The 22,391-nt window shown below is 72.0% G+C and carries 20 protein-coding genes; 9 read left to right on the top strand and 11 right to left on the bottom strand.

The genetic code is table 11. The features are described 5' to 3' along the window. Window positions 1-86 precede the first annotated feature (86 nt). The 5 genes from ACFWPS_RS27580 to ACFWPS_RS27560 all read left to right on the top strand — a co-directional run bounded on the left by ACFWPS_RS27580 (window position 87) and on the right by ACFWPS_RS27560 (window position 5,436). Window positions 87-758 (top strand): succinate dehydrogenase, encoded by a 672-nt coding sequence (locus ACFWPS_RS27580; protein WP_383709139.1) that lies wholly within the window; start codon window positions 87-89, stop codon window positions 756-758. 1 nt (window position 759) lies between these two features. Then, window positions 760-2,709 carry a fumarate reductase/succinate dehydrogenase flavoprotein subunit gene (locus tag ACFWPS_RS27575; protein ID WP_383709116.1) on the top strand — a complete coding sequence of 650 codons (1,950 nt, stop codon included), beginning with the start codon at window positions 760-762 and terminating at the stop codon, window positions 2,707-2,709. Beyond that, a complete protein-coding gene (locus ACFWPS_RS27570; RefSeq protein WP_383709114.1) occupies window positions 2,706-3,455 on the top strand; it encodes a succinate dehydrogenase/fumarate reductase iron-sulfur subunit in 750 nt (249 codons plus the stop codon). Before ACFWPS_RS27575 ends, ACFWPS_RS27570 begins: the two co-directional genes overlap by 4 nt. A gap of 323 nt (window positions 3,456-3,778) precedes the next feature. Then, window positions 3,779-4,552, top strand: a complete 774-nt coding sequence (locus tag ACFWPS_RS27565; RefSeq protein ID WP_383709112.1) for a GNAT family N-acetyltransferase — start codon at window positions 3,779-3,781, stop codon at window positions 4,550-4,552. Further along, window positions 4,552-5,436: a lysophospholipid acyltransferase family protein gene (locus ACFWPS_RS27560; RefSeq protein ID WP_383709109.1), complete on the top strand. Its 885-nt coding sequence runs from the start codon at window positions 4,552-4,554 to the stop codon at window positions 5,434-5,436. The genes ACFWPS_RS27565 and ACFWPS_RS27560 overlap by 1 nt, the downstream gene beginning before the upstream one ends. Here ACFWPS_RS27560 and ACFWPS_RS27555 read toward each other — a convergent pair. The 3 genes from ACFWPS_RS27555 to ACFWPS_RS27545 form a co-directional block, all read right to left on the bottom strand. Beyond that, complete coding sequence (locus tag ACFWPS_RS27555; RefSeq protein WP_383709107.1) at window positions 5,391-6,770, bottom strand: DUF3500 domain-containing protein; 1,380 nt, start codon at window positions 6,768-6,770, stop codon at window positions 5,391-5,393. The genes ACFWPS_RS27560 and ACFWPS_RS27555 overlap by 46 nt on opposite strands. Window positions 6,771-6,813: 43 nt before the next feature. Further along, window positions 6,814-9,150, bottom strand: a complete 2,337-nt coding sequence (locus tag ACFWPS_RS27550; protein ID WP_383709105.1) for an ATP-binding cassette domain-containing protein — start codon at window positions 9,148-9,150, stop codon at window positions 6,814-6,816. Between the two features lie 74 nt (window positions 9,151-9,224). After that, window positions 9,225-9,416: an antitoxin gene (locus ACFWPS_RS27545; RefSeq protein WP_089106098.1), complete on the bottom strand. Its 192-nt coding sequence runs from the start codon at window positions 9,414-9,416 to the stop codon at window positions 9,225-9,227. Window positions 9,417-9,628: 212 nt separating this feature from the next. Between ACFWPS_RS27545 and ACFWPS_RS27540 the strand changes: the two genes are divergently transcribed. After that, on the top strand, window positions 9,629-12,097 hold the full coding sequence (locus ACFWPS_RS27540) for an ATP-dependent Clp protease ATP-binding subunit (RefSeq protein WP_383709102.1): 2,469 nt from the start codon (window positions 9,629-9,631) through the stop codon (window positions 12,095-12,097). An 18-nt stretch (window positions 12,098-12,115) separates the two neighbouring features. On the opposite strand, the gene ACFWPS_RS27535 is transcribed toward ACFWPS_RS27540, so the two are convergent. Then, window positions 12,116-13,114, bottom strand: coding sequence for an LLM class flavin-dependent oxidoreductase (locus ACFWPS_RS27535; protein ID WP_383709100.1), 999 nt, complete (start codon window positions 13,112-13,114; stop codon window positions 12,116-12,118). A gap of 74 nt (window positions 13,115-13,188) precedes the next feature. Between ACFWPS_RS27535 and ACFWPS_RS27530 the strand changes: the two genes are divergently transcribed. Next, window positions 13,189-13,680 (top strand): hypothetical protein, encoded by a 492-nt coding sequence (locus ACFWPS_RS27530; RefSeq protein WP_383709098.1) that lies wholly within the window; start codon window positions 13,189-13,191, stop codon window positions 13,678-13,680. Window positions 13,681-13,690: 10 nt separating this feature from the next. On the opposite strand, the gene ACFWPS_RS27525 is transcribed toward ACFWPS_RS27530, so the two are convergent. Then, entirely contained in the window at window positions 13,691-13,906 is a 216-nt protein-coding gene (locus ACFWPS_RS27525; RefSeq protein ID WP_361293772.1) for a dodecin, read from the bottom strand. Between the two features lie 213 nt (window positions 13,907-14,119). Between ACFWPS_RS27525 and ACFWPS_RS27520 the strand changes: the two genes are divergently transcribed. Next, entirely contained in the window at window positions 14,120-15,382 is a 1,263-nt protein-coding gene (locus tag ACFWPS_RS27520) for an extracellular solute-binding protein (protein WP_383709095.1), read from the top strand. A 118-nt stretch (window positions 15,383-15,500) separates the two neighbouring features. On the opposite strand, the gene egtD is transcribed toward ACFWPS_RS27520, so the two are convergent. The 4 genes from egtD to egtA are packed head-to-tail and all read right to left on the bottom strand — an operon-like array spanning window position 15,501 to window position 19,889. Continuing rightward, window positions 15,501-16,463: an L-histidine N(alpha)-methyltransferase gene (gene egtD / locus ACFWPS_RS27515; protein ID WP_383709093.1), complete on the bottom strand. Its 963-nt coding sequence runs from the start codon at window positions 16,461-16,463 to the stop codon at window positions 15,501-15,503. Continuing rightward, window positions 16,460-17,239 (bottom strand): ergothioneine biosynthesis protein EgtC, encoded by a 780-nt coding sequence (gene egtC, locus ACFWPS_RS27510; RefSeq protein WP_383709091.1) that lies wholly within the window; start codon window positions 17,237-17,239, stop codon window positions 16,460-16,462. The genes egtD and egtC overlap by 4 nt, the downstream gene beginning before the upstream one ends. After that, window positions 17,239-18,564, bottom strand: coding sequence for an ergothioneine biosynthesis protein EgtB (gene egtB / locus ACFWPS_RS27505; RefSeq protein ID WP_383709089.1), 1,326 nt, complete (start codon window positions 18,562-18,564; stop codon window positions 17,239-17,241). The genes egtC and egtB overlap by 1 nt, the downstream gene beginning before the upstream one ends. Beyond that, a complete protein-coding gene (gene egtA, locus ACFWPS_RS27500) occupies window positions 18,561-19,889 on the bottom strand; it encodes an ergothioneine biosynthesis glutamate--cysteine ligase EgtA (protein WP_383709086.1) in 1,329 nt (442 codons plus the stop codon). Before egtA ends, egtB begins: the two co-directional genes overlap by 4 nt. A 279-nt stretch (window positions 19,890-20,168) precedes the next feature. Here egtA and ACFWPS_RS27495 point away from each other — a divergent pair, with 279 nt between their 5' ends. Beyond that, window positions 20,169-20,996 (top strand): TIGR02452 family protein, encoded by an 828-nt coding sequence (locus ACFWPS_RS27495; protein WP_383709083.1) that lies wholly within the window; start codon window positions 20,169-20,171, stop codon window positions 20,994-20,996. Between the two features lie 78 nt (window positions 20,997-21,074). Here the strand turns inward: ACFWPS_RS27495 and ACFWPS_RS27490 are convergent, their stop codons facing one another. Both ACFWPS_RS27490 and ACFWPS_RS27485 read right to left on the bottom strand, forming a co-directional pair. Then, entirely contained in the window at window positions 21,075-21,524 is a 450-nt protein-coding gene (locus ACFWPS_RS27490) for a type II toxin-antitoxin system PemK/MazF family toxin (RefSeq protein ID WP_350792168.1), read from the bottom strand. A 19-nt stretch (window positions 21,525-21,543) separates the two neighbouring features. Next, a complete protein-coding gene (locus tag ACFWPS_RS27485; protein ID WP_383709081.1) occupies window positions 21,544-22,344 on the bottom strand; it encodes an alpha/beta fold hydrolase in 801 nt (266 codons plus the stop codon). Window positions 22,345-22,391 lie beyond the last annotated feature (47 nt).

The raw sequence follows: 22,391 nt of genomic DNA, 5'->3' as shown, positions 1-22,391 counted from the left end.
CCGGACCATGTCTTGGACCGATGGGGCCATTCGGCCCTACCGTCCTGAGCATGGCTCTGGCAACGGGGACGGACCGACGGCCGTCCATGGCACGCACGATGTGGGACAGCTCCGTCGGCAAGAAGACCGTGATGGCCGTCAGCGGCCTGATCATGCTGCTCTACCTGGTCGCGCACATGATCGGGAACCTGAAGATCTACTTCGGGGCGGGCGAGTTCAACAGCTACGCCCACTGGCTGCGCACCGTCGGCGAACCGTTCATGCACTACGAGTGGACGCTCTGGCTCATCCGGGTCGTCCTGGTCGTCGCGGTGGTCGCGCACGCCACGTCCGCGTACCAGCTCAGCCGCCGCGACATCAGGGCACGCCCGAGCAAGTACGTGCACAAGAAGCCGCGGGCCTCCTACGCCACCCGCACGATGCGCTGGGGCGGGGTGATCCTCGGCCTCTTCATCGTCTGGCACATCCTCGACCTGACCACCGGCACCGTGCACTCCGGCGGCTTCCAGCCGGGCCACCCGTACCAGAACGTCGTGGACACCTTCTCCACCTGGTACGGCGACGTCATCTACATCGTCGCGATGCTCGCGCTCGGCCTGCACATCCGGCACGGCTTCTGGAGCGCCGCCCAGACCCTCGGCGCCGGCAGCCGTTCCCGCGACCGCGCCCTCAAGATCACGGCCGACGTTCTCGCGCTGCTGCTCACGGCCGGCTTCATCGCCGTACCCGTGGGCGTCATGACCGGAGTGGTGAGCTGACATGACGGACTACCTGAACTACCCGACCGGCACGCCCGTCTCCGACGGCAAGGCCCCCGGCGGGCCGATCAACGAGCGCTGGGACAAGCGCCGTTTCGAGGCCAAGCTGGTCAACCCGGCCAACCGGCGCAAGCACACCGTGATCGTCGTCGGCACCGGTCTCGCCGGCGGTTCCGCCGGGGCCACCCTCGCCGAACAGGGCTACCACGTCGTCCAGTTCTGCTATCAGGACTCCCCGCGCCGGGCCCACTCCATCGCTGCCCAGGGCGGGATCAACGCGGCGAAGAACTACCGCAACGACGGCGACTCAGTCCACCGGCTGTTCTACGACACCGTCAAGGGCGGCGACTTCCGGGCCCGCGAGTCCAACGTCCACCGCCTCGCGCAGATCTCCGTCGAGATCATCGACCAGTGCGTGGCGCAGGGCGTGCCGTTCGCGCGCGAGTACGGGGGTCTGCTGGACACCCGGTCCTTCGGCGGCGTGCAGGTCTCGCGGACCTTCTACGCCCGCGGCCAGACGGGACAGCAGCTGCTCCTCGGCGCCTACCAGGCGCTGAGCCGGCAGATCGCGGCCGGGAACGTGGAGATGCACCCGCGCACCGAGATGCTCGACGTGATCGTGGTCGACGGACGGGCGCGCGGGATCGTGGCCCGGGACCTGGTCACCGGGAAGACCGACACGTACTTCGCGGACGCCGTCGTCCTCGCCAGCGGCGGCTACGGCAACGTCTTCTACCTGTCGACGAACGCCATGAACTCCAACGCCACCGCGATCTGGCGGGCACACCGGCGCGGCGCCTACTTCGCCAACCCGTGCTTCACGCAGATCCACCCCACCTGCATCCCGCGCACCGGCGACCACCAGTCCAAGCTCACCCTGATGAGCGAGTCGCTGCGCAACGACGGCCGGATCTGGGTGCCGAAGGCCAAGGGCGACACCCGGCCCGCGAACCAGATCCCCGAGGACGAGCGCGACTACTACCTGGAGCGCATCTACCCGTCCTTCGGCAACCTGGTCCCGCGCGACATCGCCTCCCGCGCCGCGAAGAACGTCTGCGACGAAGGCAGGGGCGTCGGCCCCGGCGGGCAGGGCGTCTACCTCGACTTCGCCGACGCCGTCAAGCGGATGGGGCGGGCGGCCGTCGAGGCCAAGTACGGCAACCTCTTCGACATGTACCAGCGGATCACCGACGAGGATCCGTACCGGGTGCCGATGCGGATCTATCCCGCCGTGCACTACACGATGGGCGGGCTGTGGGTCGACTACGACCTCCAGACCACCGTCCCCGGCCTGTTCGCGGTCGGCGAGGCCAACTTCTCCGACCACGGCGCCAACCGGCTCGGCGCGAGTGCGCTGATGCAGGGCCTGGCCGACGGCTACTTCGTCCTCCCGGCCACCATCAACGACTACCTCGCCCGTCACCCCCACCAGGAGGCGGTGTCCGACGAACACCCCGTCGTCCAGGAGGTGCTGGCGGAGACCGAGGACCGGCTGAACCTGCTGCTGTCCGTCGACGGCGACCGCACCCCCGACTCCTTCCACCGCGAACTCGGCGAACTGATGTGGGAGTTCTGCGGAATGGCCCGCACGGACGCGGGGCTGCGCAAGGCGCTTGAGCGCATCCCGCAGATCCGCGAGGAGTTCTGGCGGCGGATCAAGGTGCCGGGGACCGGCGAGGAGTTCAACCAGTCCCTGGAGAAGGCCAACCGCATCGTCGACTACCTGGAACTGGCCGAGCTGATGTGCCTCGACGCGCTGCACCGCGCCGAGTCCTGCGGCGGCCACTTCCGGGAGGAGTCCCAGACACCGGACGGCGAGGCCGCCCGCAAGGACGACGAGTTCGCGTACGCGGCCGCCTGGGAGTTCACCGGCACCGGGGACGCCCCGGTGCTGCACAAGGAAGACCTGGTCTTCGAGTACGTCCACCCCACCCAGCGGAGCTACGCATGAAGCTCACCCTGCGCGTCTGGCGGCAGCGGAACGCCGACGCCGACGGCGCGATGTCCACGTACGAGGTGGACGGCATCTCCTCCGACATGTCCTTCCTGGAGATGCTGGACACCCTCAACGAGGAACTCATCCTGCGCGGCGAGGATCCGGTCGCCTTCGACCACGACTGCCGCGAGGGCATCTGCGGTGCGTGCTCCCTCGTGATCAACGGGGACGCGCACGGGCCGGAGCGCACCACCACCTGCCAGCTGCACATGCGGTCCTTCGAGGACGGCGACACGATCGACATCGAGCCGTGGCGGGCGTCGGCGTTCCCGGTGATCAAGGACCTGGTGGTGGACCGGACGGCGTTCGACCGGATCATCCAGGCCGGCGGGTACGTCACCGCGCCGACCGGATCGGCGCCGGAGGCGCACGCCACGGCGGTGCCGAAGGCCGACGCCGACTTCGCCTTCGAGCACGCGGAGTGCATCGGATGCGGGGCGTGTGTCGCGGCCTGCCCGAACGGGGCGGCGATGCTGTTCACCTCCGCCAAGGTCAACCATCTGAACGTGCTGCCGCAGGGGGCGCCCGAGCGGGAGACGCGGGTGCTGGACATGGTGGCGCAGATGGATTCGGAGGGGTTCGGCGGGTGCACGCTGGCGGGGGAGTGCGCGACTGCTTGCCCGAAGGGGATTCCGCTGGTGTCGATCACGAGTATGAACAGGGAGTGGCTGCGGGCTACCCGGAAGGTGGGGAAGCGGTAGGGCCGTCGGGGAGTGCGGGTGCGTGGGGGCTGGTCGCGCAGTTCCCCGCGCCCCTGAAGGGGCGCTTCAGTGAACGTTCGCCGACATGTGCGGACGGGCGGGGTCGGGGGTGGTGCTCACCGGCCCCGTCTCGCGTTTTCGTACGACCGTGGGGTCACGGCAGCGTTACCCCCGAGCGTCCGTGAGTGACCGGAAACGCTCCGACCCCCGGCATTCAGCAGTCCCACATCCACGGGTCCCGCGCATGTCACGCCGAGTCCAGCCTGCCACGGAAGAAAGCAGGTGCAGATTTCCTCAGCTTCCGCTCGGCGCAGGAGACCTCCATGACCGCCATGCCCGCCTCACCCCCCGCTCTCGCCGCCCCGCCCGGGGACTCCGGCTATCTGGTGCAGCTCGCCCGTGACGAGGACGACGTCCGGGCCGCACAGCGGCTGCGCTACCAGGTGTTCGCCGGAGAGATGGGCGCCCGGCTCGACGGGCCGGAGCCGGGTCTGGACGTGGACGCCTTCGACGCGTACTGCGACCACCTCCTCATCCGCGAGGCCCTCACCGGCGAGGTCGTCGGCACCTACCGGCTGCTGCCGCCGGAGCGCGCCGCGGTCGCCGGACGCCTGTACTCCGAGGGCGAGTTCGACCTGAGCACGCTCGCCCCCATCCGCTCCGGCCTGGTCGAGGTCGGCCGCTCCTGCGTGCACCCCGCCCACCGCGACGGCGCCGTGATCGGTCTCATCTGGGCCGGCATAGCCCGGTACATGGTGGACCGCGGCCACGAGTGGCTGGCCGGCTGCTGCTCCGTCCCGCTCGCCGACGGCGGTGCCCTCGCCGCCGCCACCTGGGACCGGGTCCAGGCCAAGCACCTCGCGCCGGAGGAGTTCCGGGTACGACCGCTGCAGCCCTGGGTGCCCGGCGGTCCGGCCCCCGAGGGACGCGCCGAGCTGCCCGCCCTGCTGCGCGGCTACCTCCGCCTCGGTGCCTGGGTGTGCGGCGAGCCCGCGCACGACCCGGACTTCGGGGTCGCCGACATGTACGTGCTGCTGTCGATGCGCCGCGTCAACGCGCGCTATCTGCGGCACTTCCTCTCGCTCGTCCCGGCCTGATGAGCGTCTGGCTGCCCAGCGCGCCCTGCACCCCGGGCGCCTGCGTGGAGCGCGCGGGGTCCCTCACGACCCTGCCCCGGGCCGTGCTGCGGTTCGCCGCGGTCGTGGCCCTGATGCTCGTCGCCATCGCGCTGCTGCCGCTCGGCTGGGGGTCCCCCCGCTTGCGGGGGAAGATCCCCGCCGCGTGGGTGCGGCGGTTCTCCCTGACGCTCGTCCGGGCCGCCGGGGTCCGGGTCCGGATCACCGGCAGCGCCCCGGCCACCGGCGGGGTGCTCCTCGTCGCCAACCACATCTCCTGGATGGACATCCCGCTGCTGGCCGCCGTACGGCCGGCGCGGATGCTCGCCAAGAAGGAGATCCGCGAGTGGCCGGTGGCCGGCGCGCTGGTGGCCGGGGCCGGGGCGCTGTTCATCGACCGGGACCGGCTGCGTGCGCTGCCGGACACCGTCGGCCGGATCGCGGGGGCGCTGCGGGAGGGGGCCGCGGTGGTCGCCTTCCCGGAGGGCAGCACCTGGTGCGGCCGGGCCCAGGGGCGCTTCAGGCGGGCCGTGTTCCAGGCCGCGCTGGACGCCGACGCGCCCGTCCAGCCGGTGCGGCTGCACTACCGGCTGGAAGCGGGAGCGGCCAGCACCGTGCCCGCCTATGTCGGCGAGGACACGCTGCTGGCCTCCCTCTGGCGAGTGGTGACGACCCGCGGCCTGGTGGCCGAGGTGGAGGTACGACCGCTGATAGCGGCCGGCAGCCACCCGGACCGTCGTACCCTCGCCCGCGCCGCCCAGCCGGGGACCCACGAACCCGCCTGGACGCACGCGGCTCTGGTGAGCCCCGAGCGGGGTTCTCAGTGGTCGGTCTCCAAGTGGAGCTTGAGCAGGTCGACCCCGTAGTCGCCGCCGTTGGGCGTGCGGATGATGGTGTGGATGTGCTGCTGGGTCGGCGTGCCGTTGGGGCCGCCCATGCCACCGCCGCCCGGCCCGCCGGAGGGCATACCGCCGGTGGGCTGCCCGGTCATCTGACCGGTGGGCTGGCCCGAGGGCCGGCCGCCGCCGGTGCCGGTCTTCGTCCCGTAGGCGAGCGGGGACTGGGCGTCGTACTCGATGAGGACGACAGGGCTGTGCACCCGGTAGTAGAACGCCGAGGTGTCCTTGGTCTCGCCCAGCCAGTAGAAGTACGTCTGGTCCAGGTGCTTCTCCACCTCGGTCATCTTCACCTCTGCGTGGCCGTCGTCCATGTAGCCGACGTACACGCGGACCAGGTCGAGGAGCTTGTCCTGCTGCGCGGAGGTGAGCTCGGAGCCGGGCAGGCCCTGGTAGGCGAGCTTCAGGTTGTCGGAGCCGGCGCCCGCCTTCATGTCGGTGCCGGACTTGCTCACCTTGGAGTCGATCACCTTGGCGCGCTGGGCCGAGGTGAGGGAGCGCAGCAGCGTCAGACCGGCCTTGGTCTCCGGCCTGAAGAGGGTGATCTTCTCGCCGTTGTAGGTGGCCGAGGTCGGCTCGGAGCCCATGAAGGTCGGCGTCATCACGACCTGGTCGCCGAGCACGAAGTAGTTGATCGCCACGTGGTGGCCCTCGTACTGGAAACCCCACGGCTTGCTGGTCGACGGGGTGCCCATGAAGGTGAAGAAGTAGGCGCCCTCGGTCAGGGTGTCCCGGTTGCCGCCGTTGTAGTCGCCCAGGAACTGGTTGAGCTTCATGATGTTGCGGGTCTGGGTGAGACCCTTCGCGGACAGCGCGGTACCGAGCAGCGCGTAGCCCAGCTCCCGCTTCTTGTCCGTGATGTCACCCATCCGGACGCCCTTGCGCTCGTAGCCGTCGACGTTGCTCCAGGCCAGCCACTCGTCGTCGTCCACGTCGAAGGTGCAGGACTTGCGCTCCTTCGCGCCGAGCCCGTCGAGGAACGCCTGCGCGGCCTTGACGACCTTGTCCGTGGAGACGTCCGTGGAGTGGATCGAGTACAGGTCGTCGACGACCTTGCCGTCCGTGGTGAGGCCCGTGAAGTCCTTGTACTTGACCTCGGTCTGGCCGGGGCCCATGCCGCCGGGGCCGCCCGAGGGCATGCCGCCGTTCGGGGCCCCGGAGGGCGAACTCGACGCGTTCGACGAGCCGTTGGAGCAGCCGGTCATGGTCGCCAGCGCGGCGACACCGCCGGCGAGCAGTGCCTTGTTCATGAACCAGCGGCGGCTGCGCTCGGCTTCGGGGGTGCGGGGGTGGTGTCCGTGCATGCGCCCAAGGTTCCGGGGCAACCTGAAGCGTTCCTGAAGACCGTCAGGCGAGGGAACGGGACAGATAGGGCGCGGTGGCACTGCCCGCGGCCCGGGCGACCTCGGCCGGAGTGCCCGCCGCGACGATCCGGCCGCCCCGGTCCCCGCCGCCCGGCCCCAGGTCGATCACCCAGTCGGCGTCCGCGACGACCGTCATGTCGTGCTCGACCACCACGACCGTGTGCCCGGCGTCGACCAGCCCGTGCAACTGCCGCATGAGCACCTCGACATCGGCCGGATGCAGTCCCGTCGTCGGCTCGTCGAGGAGGTAGAGGGTGTGGCCGCGCCGGCCGCGCTGCAACTCACCGGCCAGCTTGATGCGCTGGGCCTCGCCGCCGGACAACTCCGTGGCGGGCTGCCCGAGTCGCAGATAGCCGAGGCCCACGTCGAGCAGCGTGGCCAGGCTGCGCGCGGCGGCCGGGGTGTCCGCGAAGAAATCCGCCGCGCTCTCCACGGTCAGGTCCAGCACCTCGGCGATGTTCCGTCCCCGGTACGTCACTTCGAGCGTCTCCGGGTTGTAGCGCGCTCCGCCGCAGTCCGGGCAGGGCGCGTAGGTGCTCGGCAGGAACAGCAGCTCCACGCTCACGAACCCCTCGCCCTGGCAGGTCTCGCAGCGGCCTCCGGTCACGTTGAAGGAGAACCGCCCGACGCCGTAGCCGCGGTCCCGCGCCTGCCCGGTGGCCGCGAACACCTTCCGTACGACGTCGAACAGCCCGGTGTAGGTGGCCAGGTTGGACCGCGGAGTGCGGCCGATCGGCTTCTGGTCGACCGAGACCAGACGGCCGGCCCCGGCCGTCTCCTCGCTGATCTCGCCGATCAGCGTCGACTTGCCGGATCCGGACACGCCCGTCACGGCCGTGAGGACACCGAGCGGGAACCCGGCGGTGACCACACGGAGGTTGTGCCGGGTCACCGGTCCGACCGTCAGCCAGCCCTTGGCGGGCCGCGGCCGACGCGCCGGGGCGGGCTCCCGCGCGAACAGATAGCGGGCGGTGGCCGACTCCGCGACCCCTTCCAGCTCCGCCACCGGCCCGCTGTGCAGCACCTCGCCGCCGTGCTCCCCGGCCCGCGGGCCCACGTCCACCAGCCAGTCGGCGCCGCGCACCACGTCCAGGTGGTGCTCCACCACGAACACCGAGTTCCCGGCCGCCTTCAGCCGCTCCAGCACCGTGAGCAGCGCCTCGGTGTCCGCCGGGTGCAGCCCGGCCGACGGCTCGTCCAGGACGTAGACGACACCGAACAGCCCGGAGCGCAACTGGGTGGCCAGGCGGAGGCGTTGGAGCTCGCCCGCGGAGAGGGTGGGCGCGGCCCGGTCGAGGCTGAGATAGCCGAGGCCCAGCTCCACGACGGGGGCGATGCGGGAGGCGAGGTCCGCGGTGAGGACCCGCACGGTCTCCGACCCGCCCCGGCCGCCCAGGAGTTGGTCCAGCTCGGTCAGCGGCAGCGCGACGAGCTCCGCGATCGTACGGCCGGCGAACGTCACGGCGAGGGCCTCCGGCCGCAGCCTGCTGCCGCCGCACACCGGGCAGGGCGCGCTGGTCAGGAACCGCTCCGCCTTCGCCCGCAGGGCCGGGCTCCTGGAGTCCGAGAAGGTCTTCATCACATACCGGCGGGCGCTCATGTAGGTGCCCTGGTAAGGCCGTTGGATGCGGTCGGCGTCCCGGACCGGGTGCACGGTGACCACCGGCTGCTCGTCCGTGAAGAGGATCCACTCCCGCTGCCCGGCGGGCAGTTCCCGCCACGGCCGGTCGACGTCGTGGCCGAGCGCGTCCAGGATGTCCCGCAGGTTCTTGCCCTGCCAGGCGCCCGGCCAGGCCGCGATCGCGCCCTCGCGGATCGACAGCGACGGGTCCGGGACCAGCGACTCCTCGGTCGTCCGGTGCACCCGGCCCAGGCCGTGGCACTCGGGGCAGGCGCCCGCCGCCGTGTTGGGGGAGAACGCGTCGGAATCCAGCCGCTCGGCGCCCGGCGGGTACTCCCCGGCGCGCGCGAACAGCATGCGCAGCGAGTTGGAGAGACTGGTGACCGTGCCGACCGAGGAGCGGGAGGTGGGGGCCGAGCGGCGCTGCTGCAGCGAGACCGCCGGCGGCAGCCCGCTGATCTCCGCGACCTTCGGCGCCCCGACCTGGTGGATCAGCCGTCGCGCGTACGGTGCCACCGACTCGAAGTAGCGCCGCTGGGCCTCTGCGTAGATCGTGCCGAACGCCAGCGACGACTTCCCCGAGCCGGACACTCCGCTGAAGACGGCCAGCACGTCCCGGGGGATGTCCACGTCGACACCCTTGAGGTTGTGCTCACGGGCGCCACGGACACGGACGTACGGGTCGTGGGGACTGTGCATCGGGCGGACACTCCGGGACGGGCGGCTCGCGGGGCAGGGACAAACCCCGCGATCCTAGCCCGCGCGATCGCTCTCTACTGCGGAGGGTTGCCCTGCCTCCGTTCCCGCTCGATGTAGTCGTCGGCCTGCTTCTGAGCCGCGTCGACCTGGGACTGGTACTTGTTGCCGGTCCGCTGGTCGATCATGTCGCCGCCCTTTTCGACGCCCTTCTTGGCCTGGTCCTCGTGGCCCTTGAGCATCCCCTTGAGCTTGTCCAGCATGGACATGGCAGCCCTCCTCGCTGGTTGCGGCTTCCACCCCCAGCGTCACCGTCCGGGCCGCCGTCCGCATCTCGGCGGGTGTCCCCGTGCGGGCCCGGCGCGCCTGTGCGAGCTTGGAAGACGCGGATTTCCGCCGATCGCGGAGCCCTCCGGAGGGGCTCCCGCGCAGCCGCCCCGCAGCGCCGCCCGCACAGCCGTCCGCAGAAAGGCCCGGCCCCATGAGCACTTCCGGTTTCGGATTCGGACGCAGCCCCTTCGAGGAGTTCGACGAGCTGATGTCCCGCTTCTTCGGCGGTTCGGGGGCGGGCGCCCAGCCCCGCCGCCCGCAGCGCGTGGACATCGGGAGCCTGCTGTCCGAGCGGGCCCGGGAGCTGGTCGCCGAGGCCCGCGACCTCGCCGCCGTCGAGGGCAGCGAGGAGCTGGACGCCCGGCATCTGCTGGCCGCCGCCACCACCCACGACTCCACCCGGCGGCTGCTCACCGAGGCGGGCGCGGACCCCGACCAGCTCCGCGAGCGGCTCACCGCAGGCCACGGCGGCGGCGCGAAGAGCGAGCCCACCGCCCTCACCCCGGCCGCCAAGCGCGCCCTGCTCGACGCCTACCAGATCTCCCGCGCCGAGGGCGCCTCCTACATCGGCCCCGAGCACCTGCTGCGCGCGCTCGCCGCGAACCCGGAGTCGGCGGCCGGGAGGGCGCTCGGCGACAGCGGCTGGGAGCCGACCCGGATGCCGGCCGAGGGCGCGGGGGAGCGCAGGAAGCCCAGCACCACGCCGACCGTCGACGAGTACGGGCGTGATCTCACCGAGGACGCCCGGGCCGGGCGCCTGGACCCGGTGATCGGGCGGGACGAGGAGGTCGAGCAGACCATCGAGGTGCTCTCCCGGCGCAGCAAGAACAACCCGGTGCTGATCGGTGACCCCGGGGTCGGCAAGACCGCCATCGTCGAGGGCATCGCGCAGCGGATCGTGGCCGGGGACGTGCCCAAGACGCTGGAAGGCAAGCGGCTGGTCTCACTGGACCTGGCCGGGATGGTCGCCGGCACCAAGTACCGGGGCGAGTTCGAGGAGCGGCTGAAGAAACTGCTCGACGAGGTCCGCGAGCACAGCGACGAACTGGTTCTGCTCCTGGACGAGTTGCACACCGTGGTGGGCGCCGGCGGCGGGGACGGCGCCCTCGACGCGGGCAACATCCTCAAACCCGCCCTCGCCCGCGGTGAGTTGCACCTGATCGGCGCGACCACGGTGGACGAGTACCGCAAGCACATCGAGAAGGACGCGGCCCTGGAGCGCAGGTTCGCGCCCATCCTGGTCGGCGAGCCCACCGTCGACGACACCATCGAGATCCTGCGCGGTCTGCGCGACCGCTACGAGGCCCACCACCAGGTCCGCATCACCGACGAGGCGGTGGTGGCGGCCGCCGAGCTGTCCGACCGGTACATCACCTCCCGGTTCCTGCCCGACAAGGCGATCGACCTGATGGACCAGGCGGCCGCGCGGGTACGGCTGCGCTCGAAGACCCCGCCCACCGACACCCGGGACATCGAGGACCGGATCGCCGCCCTGAACCGGGAGAAGGACCAGGCCGTCGCCGACGAGGAGTACGAGCGGGCCAAGGAGCTCCGCGACCGCATCAAGGCGACCGAGGGCGAGCTGGAGCAGGCGGGCACCGCCGAGGAGCAGGCGCCGAAGGTGACCGCCGAGGACATCGCCGAGGTCGTCTCCCGCACCACCGGCATCCCGGTCGCCGAGCTCACCGAGGAGGAGCGGGAACGGCTGATGAAGCTGGAGGAGCACCTGCACGAGCGGGTCGTCGGCCAGGACGAGGCGATCACCGCCGTCTCCCGTGCGGTCCGCCGCGCCCGTGCCGGCATGAGCGACCCCAACCGTCCCGTCGGCAGCTTCCTCTTCCTCGGCCCGACCGGCGTCGGCAAGACCGAACTGGCCCGCGCCCTGGCCGCCGCCCTCTTCGGGGACGAGACCCGCATGATCCGTCTCGACATGAGCGAGTTCCAGGAACGTCACACGGTCTCCCGGCTGGTCGGCGCCCCGCCCGGATACGTCGGCCACGAGGAGGCCGGCCAGCTCACCGAGGCGGTGCGCAGGCAGCCGTACGCCGTGCTGCTCCTCGACGAGGTGGAGAAGGCGCACCCGGACGTCTTCAACACCCTGCTCCAGCTGCTGGACGACGGCCGCCTCACCGACGCCCAGGGCCGTACCGTCGACTTCAAGAACACCGTCGTCATCATGACGTCGAACATCGGCGCCGACCGCATCCTGGCCGCCGGCACTGACGACTACGCCAAGGTCCGCGAGGCGGTCATGCCGGCCCTCCAGCAGCACTTCCGGCCGGAGTTCCTCAACCGCATCGACGAGATCATCGTCTTCCGCGGCCTGGACCGCACCCAACTGCGCGAGATCGTCGACCTGTTGCTGGAGCACACCCGGCACCGGCTGCACGCCCAGGACGTCAGTCTCGAAGTCACCGACGCGGCCGCCGAGTTGCTCGCCAACCTCGGCCACGAGCCCGACTTCGGCGCCCGCCCGCTGCGCCGCACCATCCAGCGCGAGGTCGACGACCGCCTCGCCGACCTGCTGCTGTCCGGCCAGCTGGTGGCGGGCGAGCGGGCGGTGGTGGACGCGGCGAACGGCGAGATCGTGATCAGGTCCGACAAACCGGCCACGGTCTGACCGGTCGGACCGGTCCGGTCAGGAGGTCACGATCCCGGCCAGCCGCCGGTACGAGTCCAGCAGGGCCGTGCGATCGTACGTGCTCGTGGTGACCAGCACCTCGTCGGCGGCGGTCTCCTTGAGGACCGTCTCCAGCTCGTGAGCGACCTGGTCCGCGGTGCCGGCGATGTGCCCCGCGAGCCCGGACTCGTAGAAGCCGCGTTCCTTCGCGGTCATCGTCCGGGCCTCGACGGCCTCGGCCGGGGGCAGCGGCGGGAACGCGCCGTGGGTGCGGGAGTACGCCATCGACCAGGCCTCCGGGACCAGGATCCGGTGGGCGGCCTCCGGGGTGTCGGCGACGGCGATCGTCCCGGAGATCACGACGTACGGCTCGGCGGCCCAGGGGGAGGGACGGAAGCGGTCGCGGTAGCGGTCGACACCGCGCCGCATCTTCTCGCGGCTGCGCAGGTCGCCGATGACCATCGGCAGCCCGGCCCGGGCCGCGATGTCCGCGCCCTCGCCCATCGCCAGCACGAACGGCGGCACGCGCAGCCCCTCCGCCGGGCGGGCCCGCACTCCCGTCGGTGAGGTGCCCTCGAACCAGCCGAGCAACTCGCCGAGCTGCGCCGCGAAGTCCTCGGCGTCTTCCTTGTCCCGTCCCAGGGCCCTGCGCACGCCGTCCGTGAAGCCCACCGACCGGCCGAGCCCCATGTCGATCCGCCCCGGATACAGGGATTCCAGCACCCCGAACTGCTCGGCCACGACCAGTGGCCGGTGGTTGGGCAGCATGACTCCGCCCGTGCCGACCCGGATGCCGCGGGTCGCGGCGGCCACGGCGGCGGCCAGCACGGTCGGCGCCGAACCGGCGACCCCGGGCACCCCGTGGTGCTCCGACACCCAGAACCGGTGGTACCCGAGCGCCTCCGCCTCCCGCGCCAGCGCCACGGTGTCCCGCAGCGCCTCGCCCGGCGCGTGCCCCTCCCGGGTGCGGGAGCGGTCGAGGACGGAGAACCGGGTCCGGGCGATGGTTGCGTTCACAGAGGTTTCAACAGCCGGGCGGCCCCAGGATTCCCGCCGTCACACGCCGTCGCTCCCCGTTCTAGGGTTGCCGCGTGACAGAGAGCAGCAAGCGTCCGATCGCCGTCTTCGACATCGACAACACGCTCGCGGACACCGCGCACCGGCAGCGGTTCCTGGAGCGCAAGCCGAGGGACTGGGAGGCGTTCTTCGCGGCCGCGCCGCACGATCCGCCGATCGCCGAGGGGATCGCGCTGGCCGTGGCGACCGCCGAGGAGTGCGAGATCGTCTATCTCACCGGGCGGCCCGAGCGGTGCCGGCGCTCCACGCTGGACTGGCTCTCCGTCCACGGGCTGCCGGAGGGGCGCGTGCACATGCGGCGCAACGCCGACCGCAGGCCCGCCCGCCACACCAAGCTGGAGATCCTGCACCGGCTCGCCGAACGGCGCGAGGTCCGCGTCCTGGTCGACGACGACGAGCTGGTGTGCGATGCCGCCGAACGGGCCGGGTTCACCGTCGTGCGGGCCCGCTGGGCCGATCGCTCGGCAGCGCTGGAGCAGGCCCAGGAGGGGGACGGGCGGACCTGACGGCAGGGCCTCAGCCCTCGTCGTCGATGCGGAAGCCCACCTTTAGGCCGACCTGGTAGTGCTCGATCTGCCCGTTCTCGATCTGGCCCCTGACCTGCGTCACCTCGAACCAGTCCAGGTTGCGCAGGGTCTGGTTGGCGCGTGCGACACCGTTGCGGATGGCCTGGTCGATGCCCTCGTGCGAGGTGCCGACGATCTCGGTGACGCGGTAGGTGTGGTTCGCCATCGGGGGAGCTCCTCTCGTCGTCACTCCACCGTGCCGTATCCGGAAGCGGAGCGCGAGGCGTCGGTTCCGAAACGCCGACAGCCCTTGACCCTCCGTATTGGTCCATACCAAAATCCCGTACACCCGTACGGGCCCCCGGTGCTCGTTCCCCCACGTCGGGCCCCTTCGCCTGTCCGCCGGACAGAACAGGATCCCCTCGTGAGACATCGCCTCGTGAGACATCGCCGCCCGCTCGCCCTCGTGTGTGTGTCCGCCGCCCTGCTCAGCGCCTGTGGAGTCCTGCCGGGCGGAGGGGGTGAGCGGCACACGGTCACGGTGTGGCTGATGCGCAACAGCGCCTCCGCGGACTTCCTGCGCCGCTTCACCGAGGACTTCGAGCGCACCCACAAGGACATCCGCCTGGAGATCCGCATCCAGGACTGGACCGGCATCGTGGACAAGGTGCAGACGGCCCTGAAGAGCGACTCCGCCGACGCGCCCGACGTCATCGAGGTCGGCAACACCCAGGTCCCGCAGTACGTCGAGGGCGGCCGGCTCACCGACCTCACCCTGGAGTCGATGCGCGACTGGGGCAAGGAGCACTGGCTGCCCGGCCTCGCCGAGCCCGGCCGGGACGACTCCCAGCAGTACGGCATCCCCTGGTACGCCGCCAACCGGGTCGTCATCTACCGCAAGGACCTGTTCAGGAAGGCCGGGATCAGCTCCCCGCCGAAGACCCGCGAGGAGTGGCTGGCCGACACCGAGAAGCTCAACTCCGGCGGGAACCAGGGGATCTACCTCGCCGGACAGGACTGGTACACCCTCTCCGGGTTCATCTGGGACGAGGGCGGCGACCTCGCCGAGAACACGGACGCCGGCTGGAAGGGCACCCTCGACAGCCCGGCCGCGCTGCGCGGGATGGACTTCTACCGGCGGCTCCAGGCCCTCGGCAAGGGACCGGTGGACGCCGACGAGGAACACCCGCCGCAGGCACAGGAGTTTGCGGGCGGACAGGTCGCGCAGATCGTCGCGGTGCCCGGCCTCGCCCAGTCCGTCGTGCAGGAGAATCCCGAACTGAAGGACCAGATCGGCTACTTCCCGGTGCCGGGTCTCACCGCGGACCACCCGGGCGCCGTCTTCACCGGTGGCTCCGACCTCGTCATACCGCAGAACACCGACCGGCCCTACGACGCGACCGCCGTCGTCGGCGCGCTGGCCGGCGCCAAGTGGGACACCGATCTGGCCCGCACCATGAACTACGTGCCCAACAAGACCACGCTGGCGGGCGCGGTCGCCGGGGAGGAGGGGGTCGCCGCCATGGCGGCGGGGGCCGCCCGCGGACGGGCGACCCCCCACAGCCCGGACTGGCCGGCCGTGGAGGCCGACAACCCGATCAAGGGCTACATGACCAAGGTGCTCGGCGGAGCGGACCCCGCGACCGAGGCCCGCCGCGCCTCCCGGCGGATCACCGAACTGCTCGCGCCGGACTTCGGGTGAGCGCCCCCGAAGGGGCGCGAGGCTGTATTGCATGTGCGGCTACCGCCGCGTGGGCGCGACCAGCCACGACGGCGCCGCAGACGATCGACGACGTGGCACGGCAGCTCCAGCGGAGCGCTCAGCGGGCGAAGCTCAGGGAGAGCGCGAAGCGGCCCTGCGCGTCGGTCCACCAGCCGGTCAGTTCAAGGCCCGCGGCGGCCAGTTCGGCGGTCACGCCGTCCCGCCGGAACTTCGCCGACACCTCGGTGTGCAGCTCCTCGCCCGCCGTGAAGTCCACGGCCAGATCGAGCCCGGGCACCTTCACGGTCTGCGTGACCCGGGAGCGCAGCCGCATCTCGATCCACTCGTGCTCGGCGTCCCACAGGGCGACATGGTCGAAGGCGTCCGGGTCGAAGTCGGCGCCCAGCTCCCGGTCGACGACGGCGAGGACGTTCTTGTTGAACTCGGCCGTCACCCCGGCCGCGTCGTCGTACGCCCGAACCAGCACCCCCTCGTCCTTGACCAGGTCGGTGCCGAGCAGCAGCGCGTCGCCGGGCGCGAGCAGCCGCCGTACCGAGGCCAGGAACTCGGCCCGCTCGGCGGGCAGCAGGTTGCCGATCGTGCCGCCGAGGAACGCCACCAGCCGCGGCCCCGGCGTTTCGGGCAGCTCCAGCCGGCCGGTGAAGTCGGCGATCAGGGCGTGCACGGTCAGCCCCGGCCGCTCCGCGACGAGCGCCTGGCCGGCCTGCGTGAGCGCGCTCTCGCTGACGTCGACCGGGACGTAGACCTCCAGACCGGTGAGCGCGTCGATGAGCAGGCGGGTCTTCTCGGAGGAGCCCGAGCCCAGCTCCACCAGGGTGCGGGCGCCGCAGGCGGCGGCGATCTCGCCGGACCGGGTGCGCAGGATCTCCCGCTCGGCCCGGGTCGGGTAGTACTCGGGCAGCTCGGTGATCTGCTCGAACAGCTCGCTGCCCCGGGCGTCGTAGAACCACTTCGGCGGCAGCGTCTTGGGGGTGGCGGTGAGGCCGGTCAGGACATCGGCGCGCAGTGCGGCGTCCGTCGCGTCCTCGGGAAGGGTGCGGGTGACACGGAAGGGACTCACGTACAGGGCTCCTTAGGTGGTACCGATGCCAGGTCCTCGACCGGGGCGAGTACGACGCCCGCGCGGCTCGCGGTGAGCAGCGTGCGGTCGGGGACCTCCTGCCAGCGCGGGTCGTCGTCGTACGGCTCGGAGGCGACGACGGTGCGCAGGCCGGGTTCCGCGAGGTAGTGGAGACTGTCGCCCCAGGTGGTGGCGGTGATGGTCGCGCCGTCGGTGAGGAGGAGGTTGAGCCGGGCCGCGGGCGCCGCCTCGGCTACCTGCTGAACCGTTTCGGCGAGGGCCGGGCCCGGCTCCGTACCGGACCGCAGCCGGTGCAGGGCCAGCGCCCAGACGAACGCCGAGTCGGTGCGGGCCTCCATCGACAGCAGGTCGGCCGGGGGCAGCAGCGGGACCAGGGGTGCCATGGACCCCGGCCAGCCCGGGATCGCCCCGTTGTGGCTGAACAGCCAGCGGCCCGCGGCGAACGGCGCCGCCGCGGCCTCCGCGTCCGCGCCCGCCAGGGTCGCGTCCCGTACGGCGGCCAGCAGCGCGCCGGTGCGGACCACCCGGGCCAGGTCGGCGAAGGACGGGTCGGCCCAGATCGGCCCGGCCCGCCGGTAGCGGGCCGGCTGCGGATCCGCCGGGGCGTACCAGCCCACCCCGAAACCGTCCGCGTTGACCGTCCCGTACCGCTGCCGCCGGGGCGCCCAGGACTGCCGGTAGAGGGAGTGCTCGGGCTCCACGAGGAGCCGGCCGAGCGGCTCCTCGGGACCCAGGCAGGCCAGATGGCGGCACATCAGGCGGTCTCCGCCGAGCGTGCGGTGCGGAAGCCGGAGAAGATCTGCCGCCGGATCGGGTAGTCCCAGTTGCGGAACGTCCCCCGGCAGGCCACCTGGTCCACCGCGAACGAACCGCCGCGCAGCACCTTGTACTCGGGGCCGAAGAACACCTCCGAGTACTCCTTGTACGGGAAGGCGGCGAAGCCCGGGTACGGCTCGAAGTCGCTGGCCGTCCACTCCCACACGTCACCGATCAACTGCCGTACGCCCAGGGGGGACTCGCCCTCCGGGTAACTGCCCGCAGGCGCCGGGCGCAGATGCCGCTGGCCCAGGTTGGCGTGGGCCGGGGCCGGGTCGGCGTCGCCCCACGGGTAGCGCCGGGACCGGTTCTCGCCAGGGTGGTGCCGGGCGGCCTTCTCCCACTCGGCCTCGGTGGGCAGCCGGCGCCCGGCCCAGCGGGCGTAGGCGTCCGCCTCGTACCAGGACACGTGCAGCACCGGCTCCTCGGGCGGCACCACCTCCGTGATCCCGAACCGGCGGCGCAGCCACTGGCCGCCCTCCCGGTGCCAGAACTGCGGGGCCGAGATGGAGTGCTGCCGGATGTGCGCCCAGCCCTCCGGCGTCCACCAGCGCTCCTGCTCGTAACCGCCGTCCGCCATGAACGCCAGGTACCGGCCGTTGGTCACCGGGGTGGTGTCGATCCAGTAGGACGCCACCTCCCGCCGGTGCGCGGGGCGTTCGTTGTCCAGCGCCCAGGGCTCGGTGGAGGTGCCCATGGTGAACGGGCCGCCGGGGACCAGGACTTCGGCCGGACCGGTGAACGGCGGCGCCGGGGCGGGGTCCGGGGCGGTCAGGGCCTGCGGGCCCCTGCGGAGCTGATGGGTGATCAGCATCGTCTCGTCGTGCTGCTGTTCGTGCTGCGCGATCATCCCGAAGGCGAACCCCGCCTCGGTGAGCCGGGAGCCGCTGAACGCCGCGCTGTCCAGCAGGTCCAGCGCCCGGCCGCGCACCTCCGCCGCGTACTGCCGGGCCTCGGCGGGCGGCAGCAGCGGCAGCGAGGGCCGCTCGGACCGCGGATGCTCGAAGGCGTCGTAGAGGCTGTCGATCTCGGGGCGCATCGCCTCCCGGCCGCCGACGTTGCGCAGCAGCCAGAGCTCCTCCTGGTTGCCGATGTGCGCCAGGTCCCAGACCAGCGGGGACATCAGCGGGGAGTGCTGGGCGGTGAGGTCGGGCCCCTCCACGCAGCTGGTCAGCAGCGTGGTGCGGTCCCGGGCCGTGGTCAGGGACTTCAGCGCCCGGTCCCGCAGGGTCTCGATATCGATGTCGGCGTCGGTCTCGGTCATGCGCTGATGTCCTTCCCATGGGCGCGACCGGCCGTGCCGCGCAGTCGGTCCAGCAGGTCGTCGGCCGGGCAGCGGCCCCGCAGCACGTACCGGTCCCGGTACGTCGTCACGGCGTCGATGACCTCGGGGGTCGCGCCGATCCTCGGCAGGGCCTCCAGCGCCGCCGTGAAGCAGGCGACGGCCGCCTCGTGCAGCTCCGGGTCGCGGAGCCCGGACCGGGCCGCGTCGAGCCACAGCGGGTTGTGCGGCGCGGGCTGCGGCCCCGCGCGCTCGGCCAGCGGTTTCACCGTCCGGTACGCGGTCTCGGCGGCCTCCGGGTCGTCGAACAGCGCCGTCGTCACCGCCAGCGGAACGATCCAGCCGTCGTCGCCCGGCTGTGCGTCGATCATCCGCAACTCCAGATGACCGCGCGGCCTGACCGGCGGGAACAGCGTGGTGAGGTGGTACGCCAGATCCGCGCCGGTGGGCTCTCCCGACCGGGTCCAGGCCCGGAAGGACAGGCCCTCGGGAACCTCCCAGGGGCCGCTGTCCCGCCGTACGCACATCACCGGTGCGTCGAGGACGTGCCGGGCCCAGGCGGTGCGCGGGTCGCCGTTGAGCGGGGGTGCGCCCGCGCGGCCCGCGCCGATCTCCATCCACAGCAGCTGCCGGGTGGAGACCCAGCCGGTGGGCCGCTGCCCCACCAGCGGGGAGTTCGCGAACGCGGCCACCAGTACCGGGCCCAGCTGATGGGCCAGCCACCAGCGCCGGGTGTAGCCGAGCGGGCCGGGCTCCTCGTGGCCGGCGTCCAGGCAGACCTGTACGGAGGCCGAGGAACACATCATGTGGCGGCCCGCCGTGCCGGTACGGTCCAGGCAGCTCTCCATCGCGTCGTAGCGCGGTTCGCGCAGGAAGCGGCGGGGTGCGTGCCAGGGATCGTGACCGGCGCCCACGAGTCCGAGGTCCTGTTCGGCGAGGACCTTGCGGACGGCGTCCAGGTCGGCGGAGACGGTGCCGATGCACTCCATGAGGGAGGCGGCGGGCGGCGAGCTGAGCTCCAGCTGGCCGCCGGGTTCGACGGTGAGCGCCGAACCCAGGGGCACCGAGCGCAGTGCGGCATAGGCCGCTTCGAGTCGTTCGGGTGTTACCGGGAGCTGCGGCCGGCGCAGCTCGTGGACCAGCCATTCCACTTCGACCCCGAGGGTGCGGGGTGGGCCGGTCTTGAAGCAGATGCCCTTGACCAGGGCCTCTACCTCCGCCTCGGTGACAGCGGTGCGGTCGTCCGAGAAGTCGGTCCTCACAGACCCGTCGGTACAGTCGCCGTCGTCGGATATCGAGTCGGACATGTCGGGATCCTCCTGAAGATTCCACCATGCCACCGCCCCGGCCGTGGATGCGTCCGGGGCGGCATCGTCCGTTCCACCCAAGACCGTCGCGTCCATTCGCACAAGGGCACCTATGGGGACGTCCTAGATCGGTAACCTCTGCTTCCTTGCGAGTTTCCGACCGTTTCGGGCCATGGAAACTCCGTTGCACGGCACCACCAGCATCGCCCAGGATGCGTGCATGAGCACGACGGGGGAGGCCGCGCGGGCCGCGGTCATGGCGTCCACGGGGGTGGCGCCATGAGTGCGCGCCTGCGCGGTATCGCCCAGCAGACCGAACAGATCGTGGCGGCGGGGAGCTACCGCGCGCCCGACGGCCGGGAGGTCGTCCTGGCGGCCGGCATCGCCGCCGCACGGGCCGGGACGCGGCTGTACGGCCCGGAGCCGGTGCCGGTCCCGTCCGCCCCGGACCTGGACACGGTCTTCGAGGTCACCGGTGAGAGCAGCCTGGAGGCCGCCCGCCGCCTCGCCGCCGCCCCGGTGGCCGTCCTGAACTTCGCCTCGGCCCGCAATCCGGGCGGCGGCTACCTGAACGGCGCCCAGGCGCAGGAGGAGGCCCTGTGCCGCGCCTCCGCGCTGTACACGTGTGTGCGCGAGGCCGCCGCGTACTACGACCACCACCGCGCCCACCGCGACCCCTTCTACACGGACCGCGTGATCCACTCCCCGGCCGTCCCGGTCTTCCGCGACGACCGGGGCCGCCTCCTCGCCGAGCCCTACCGCGCCGGGTTCCTCACGGCTGCCGCGCCCAACGCCGGCGTGATCCGCCGTACGGCCCCGGAGCGGACCGGCGAACTTCCCGGCGCCCTCGCCGTACGGGGCGAGCGGGTGCTGGAGGTGGCCGCCGCGCACGGGTACCGGCGACTGGTCCTCGGCGCCTGGGGCTGCGGGGTGTTCCAGAACGACCCCGCACAGGTCGCGGGCGCCTTCCGGGGGCTGCTTGGCCCCGGCGGACGGTTCGCGCGGACCTTCGGACACGTGGTGTTCGGGATCCTGGACCGCACGCCGGGATCCGTGGTCCGGGGTGCCTTCGCGCAGGCGTTCAGAACCGCTGATCGCGCCCCGTAAGGGGCGCGGGGAACTGCGCGACCAGCCACGACGGAGTCGCAGACGGCGTATCGCGGCAATTCCAGCGGAGCGCCCCGTTCACTTCCAGCCGTAGCGCTCGTGCAGCCGGTTGCGCACGAGGTTGAAGCGGCCCCGGTCTAGTGCGCAGGCCTCGCGGCGCATGCCGTCCTCGTGCAGCCGCAGTACGCGGTCCACGTCCACCCAGGAGTCGCGCCCGGAGCGGTCCCACGGCCCGCTGCCGATCGCCACCCACTCGCGGTCGTTGTCGTGCCGCTTGCTGGACAGCTGGACGGCGAGCAGGGTGCCGGCCGCCTCCCGGGCGACGACCAGCACCGGCCGGTCCTTGCCGCGTCCGTCGTTCTCCTCGAAGGGCACCCAGGTCCACACGATCTCACCGGGGTCGGGGTCGCCGTCGTGGGCGGGGGAGTACTCGGTGCGCACCTTGCCGACCTCGTGCGGGTCGGCCTCGGTGGTCGCGGTGGGGCCGTACCGGCCGGGGATGTTCTCGTCGTCGATATACGCAGTCACGAGGGCACCCTAAGGGGCCTCAGCCTGCGAGGACAGGCGGGGTGGCGGTGCGGTGCAGCTCGGCCTCGATCAACTCGGCCGTGACGTCGGGGCGTTCGAGGTGCGGAAGGTGGCCGGCCTCGGGGATCGGCGCGAACCGGCCCTGCGGGAAGGCCTTCGCGTAGGCCGCGCCGTACGCGGGCGTGACGACACGGTCGCTCTCGCCCCAGATCACCAGCGCCGGCTGCCGCACCCGCCCCAGCCGGGGCAGCAGCTTCGGGTCGGTCATCCGGCCGCCGTCGGTGAGCGTCCGCATGGTCGCCATGTTGGCCTGGCGGCGGGCGAGTTCGGCGGCGGGCAGGGTGGCCGGGTCGACGTAGAAGCGGTCCGGGTCGTGCCAGGAGTGCTCGGCCTGGGCGCGCGGATCCAGCGCGAAGAAGTCCGTGACGGGCTCGCCCTCGATGTCCGCGCCGACCGCGTTGACCAGGACCAGCCCGGTGACCGTCCCCGCCGTGTCGCGTACGGCCATCTCGGCGGCGAGTTGACCGCCCAGTGAGGAGCCGATGACCAGGACGTCGCTCAACCCGGCGTCCTGGAGCAGGTGGAGGTACGCGACGGCGAGGTCGTCGACGCTCGTCAGCCAGCCGGGGCGGGGTGCGCCGTCCCAGCCGGGGTGGACCGGGGTGATGGTGTGGGCCGTCCCGGCGAGGCGGGCGGCGAGACCGGCGACCGTGGCCGGGCCGCCGCCTCCGTGGAGTATGAGCACCGGGCGGCCGGAACCGGCCTCGGTCAGCGAGATGGAGAGGTCCGGATACACCTGGGCGATGCGGTTCGTCGTCATGCCGCCCAATCTAACTAAGGATGTTTATATAAACAAGCTTAGTCATC

The sequence above is a fragment of the Streptomyces sp. NPDC058457 genome (assembly GCF_042720695.1).
Lineage (GTDB): Bacteria > Actinomycetota > Actinomycetes > Streptomycetales > Streptomycetaceae > Streptomyces.
This window is presented reverse-complemented; position numbering and strand designations above follow the sequence as displayed.

Excerpts from the sequence above, each read along its gene's own strand:
- egtA (WP_383709086.1), bottom strand. The coding sequence starts at position 19,889 with ATGTCCGACTCGATATCCGACGACGGCGACTGTACCGACGGGTCTGTG.
- egtB (WP_383709089.1), bottom strand. The coding sequence starts at position 18,564 with ATGACCGAGACCGACGCCGACATCGATATCGAGACCCTGCGGGACCGG.
- ACFWPS_RS27545 (WP_089106098.1), bottom strand. The coding sequence starts at position 9,416 with ATGTCCATGCTGGACAAGCTCAAGGGGATGCTCAAGGGCCACGAGGAC.
- ACFWPS_RS27570 (WP_383709114.1), top strand. The coding sequence starts at position 2,706 with ATGAAGCTCACCCTGCGCGTCTGGCGGCAGCGGAACGCCGACGCCGAC.
- ACFWPS_RS27560 (WP_383709109.1), top strand. The coding sequence starts at position 4,552 with ATGAGCGTCTGGCTGCCCAGCGCGCCCTGCACCCCGGGCGCCTGCGTG.
- ACFWPS_RS27495 (WP_383709083.1), top strand. The coding sequence starts at position 20,169 with ATGAGTGCGCGCCTGCGCGGTATCGCCCAGCAGACCGAACAGATCGTG.
- ACFWPS_RS27555 (WP_383709107.1), bottom strand. The coding sequence starts at position 6,770 with ATGCACGGACACCACCCCCGCACCCCCGAAGCCGAGCGCAGCCGCCGC.
- ACFWPS_RS27540 (WP_383709102.1), top strand. The coding sequence starts at position 9,629 with ATGAGCACTTCCGGTTTCGGATTCGGACGCAGCCCCTTCGAGGAGTTC.
- ACFWPS_RS27565 (WP_383709112.1), top strand. The coding sequence starts at position 3,779 with ATGACCGCCATGCCCGCCTCACCCCCCGCTCTCGCCGCCCCGCCCGGG.
- ACFWPS_RS27550 (WP_383709105.1), bottom strand. The coding sequence starts at position 9,150 with ATGCACAGTCCCCACGACCCGTACGTCCGTGTCCGTGGCGCCCGTGAG.
- egtC (WP_383709091.1), bottom strand. The coding sequence starts at position 17,239 with ATGTGCCGCCATCTGGCCTGCCTGGGTCCCGAGGAGCCGCTCGGCCGG.
- ACFWPS_RS27485 (WP_383709081.1), bottom strand. The coding sequence starts at position 22,344 with ATGACGACGAACCGCATCGCCCAGGTGTATCCGGACCTCTCCATCTCG.
- ACFWPS_RS27525 (WP_361293772.1), bottom strand. The coding sequence starts at position 13,906 with ATGGCGAACCACACCTACCGCGTCACCGAGATCGTCGGCACCTCGCAC.
- ACFWPS_RS27575 (WP_383709116.1), top strand. The coding sequence starts at position 760 with ATGACGGACTACCTGAACTACCCGACCGGCACGCCCGTCTCCGACGGC.
- ACFWPS_RS27580 (WP_383709139.1), top strand. The coding sequence starts at position 87 with ATGGCACGCACGATGTGGGACAGCTCCGTCGGCAAGAAGACCGTGATG.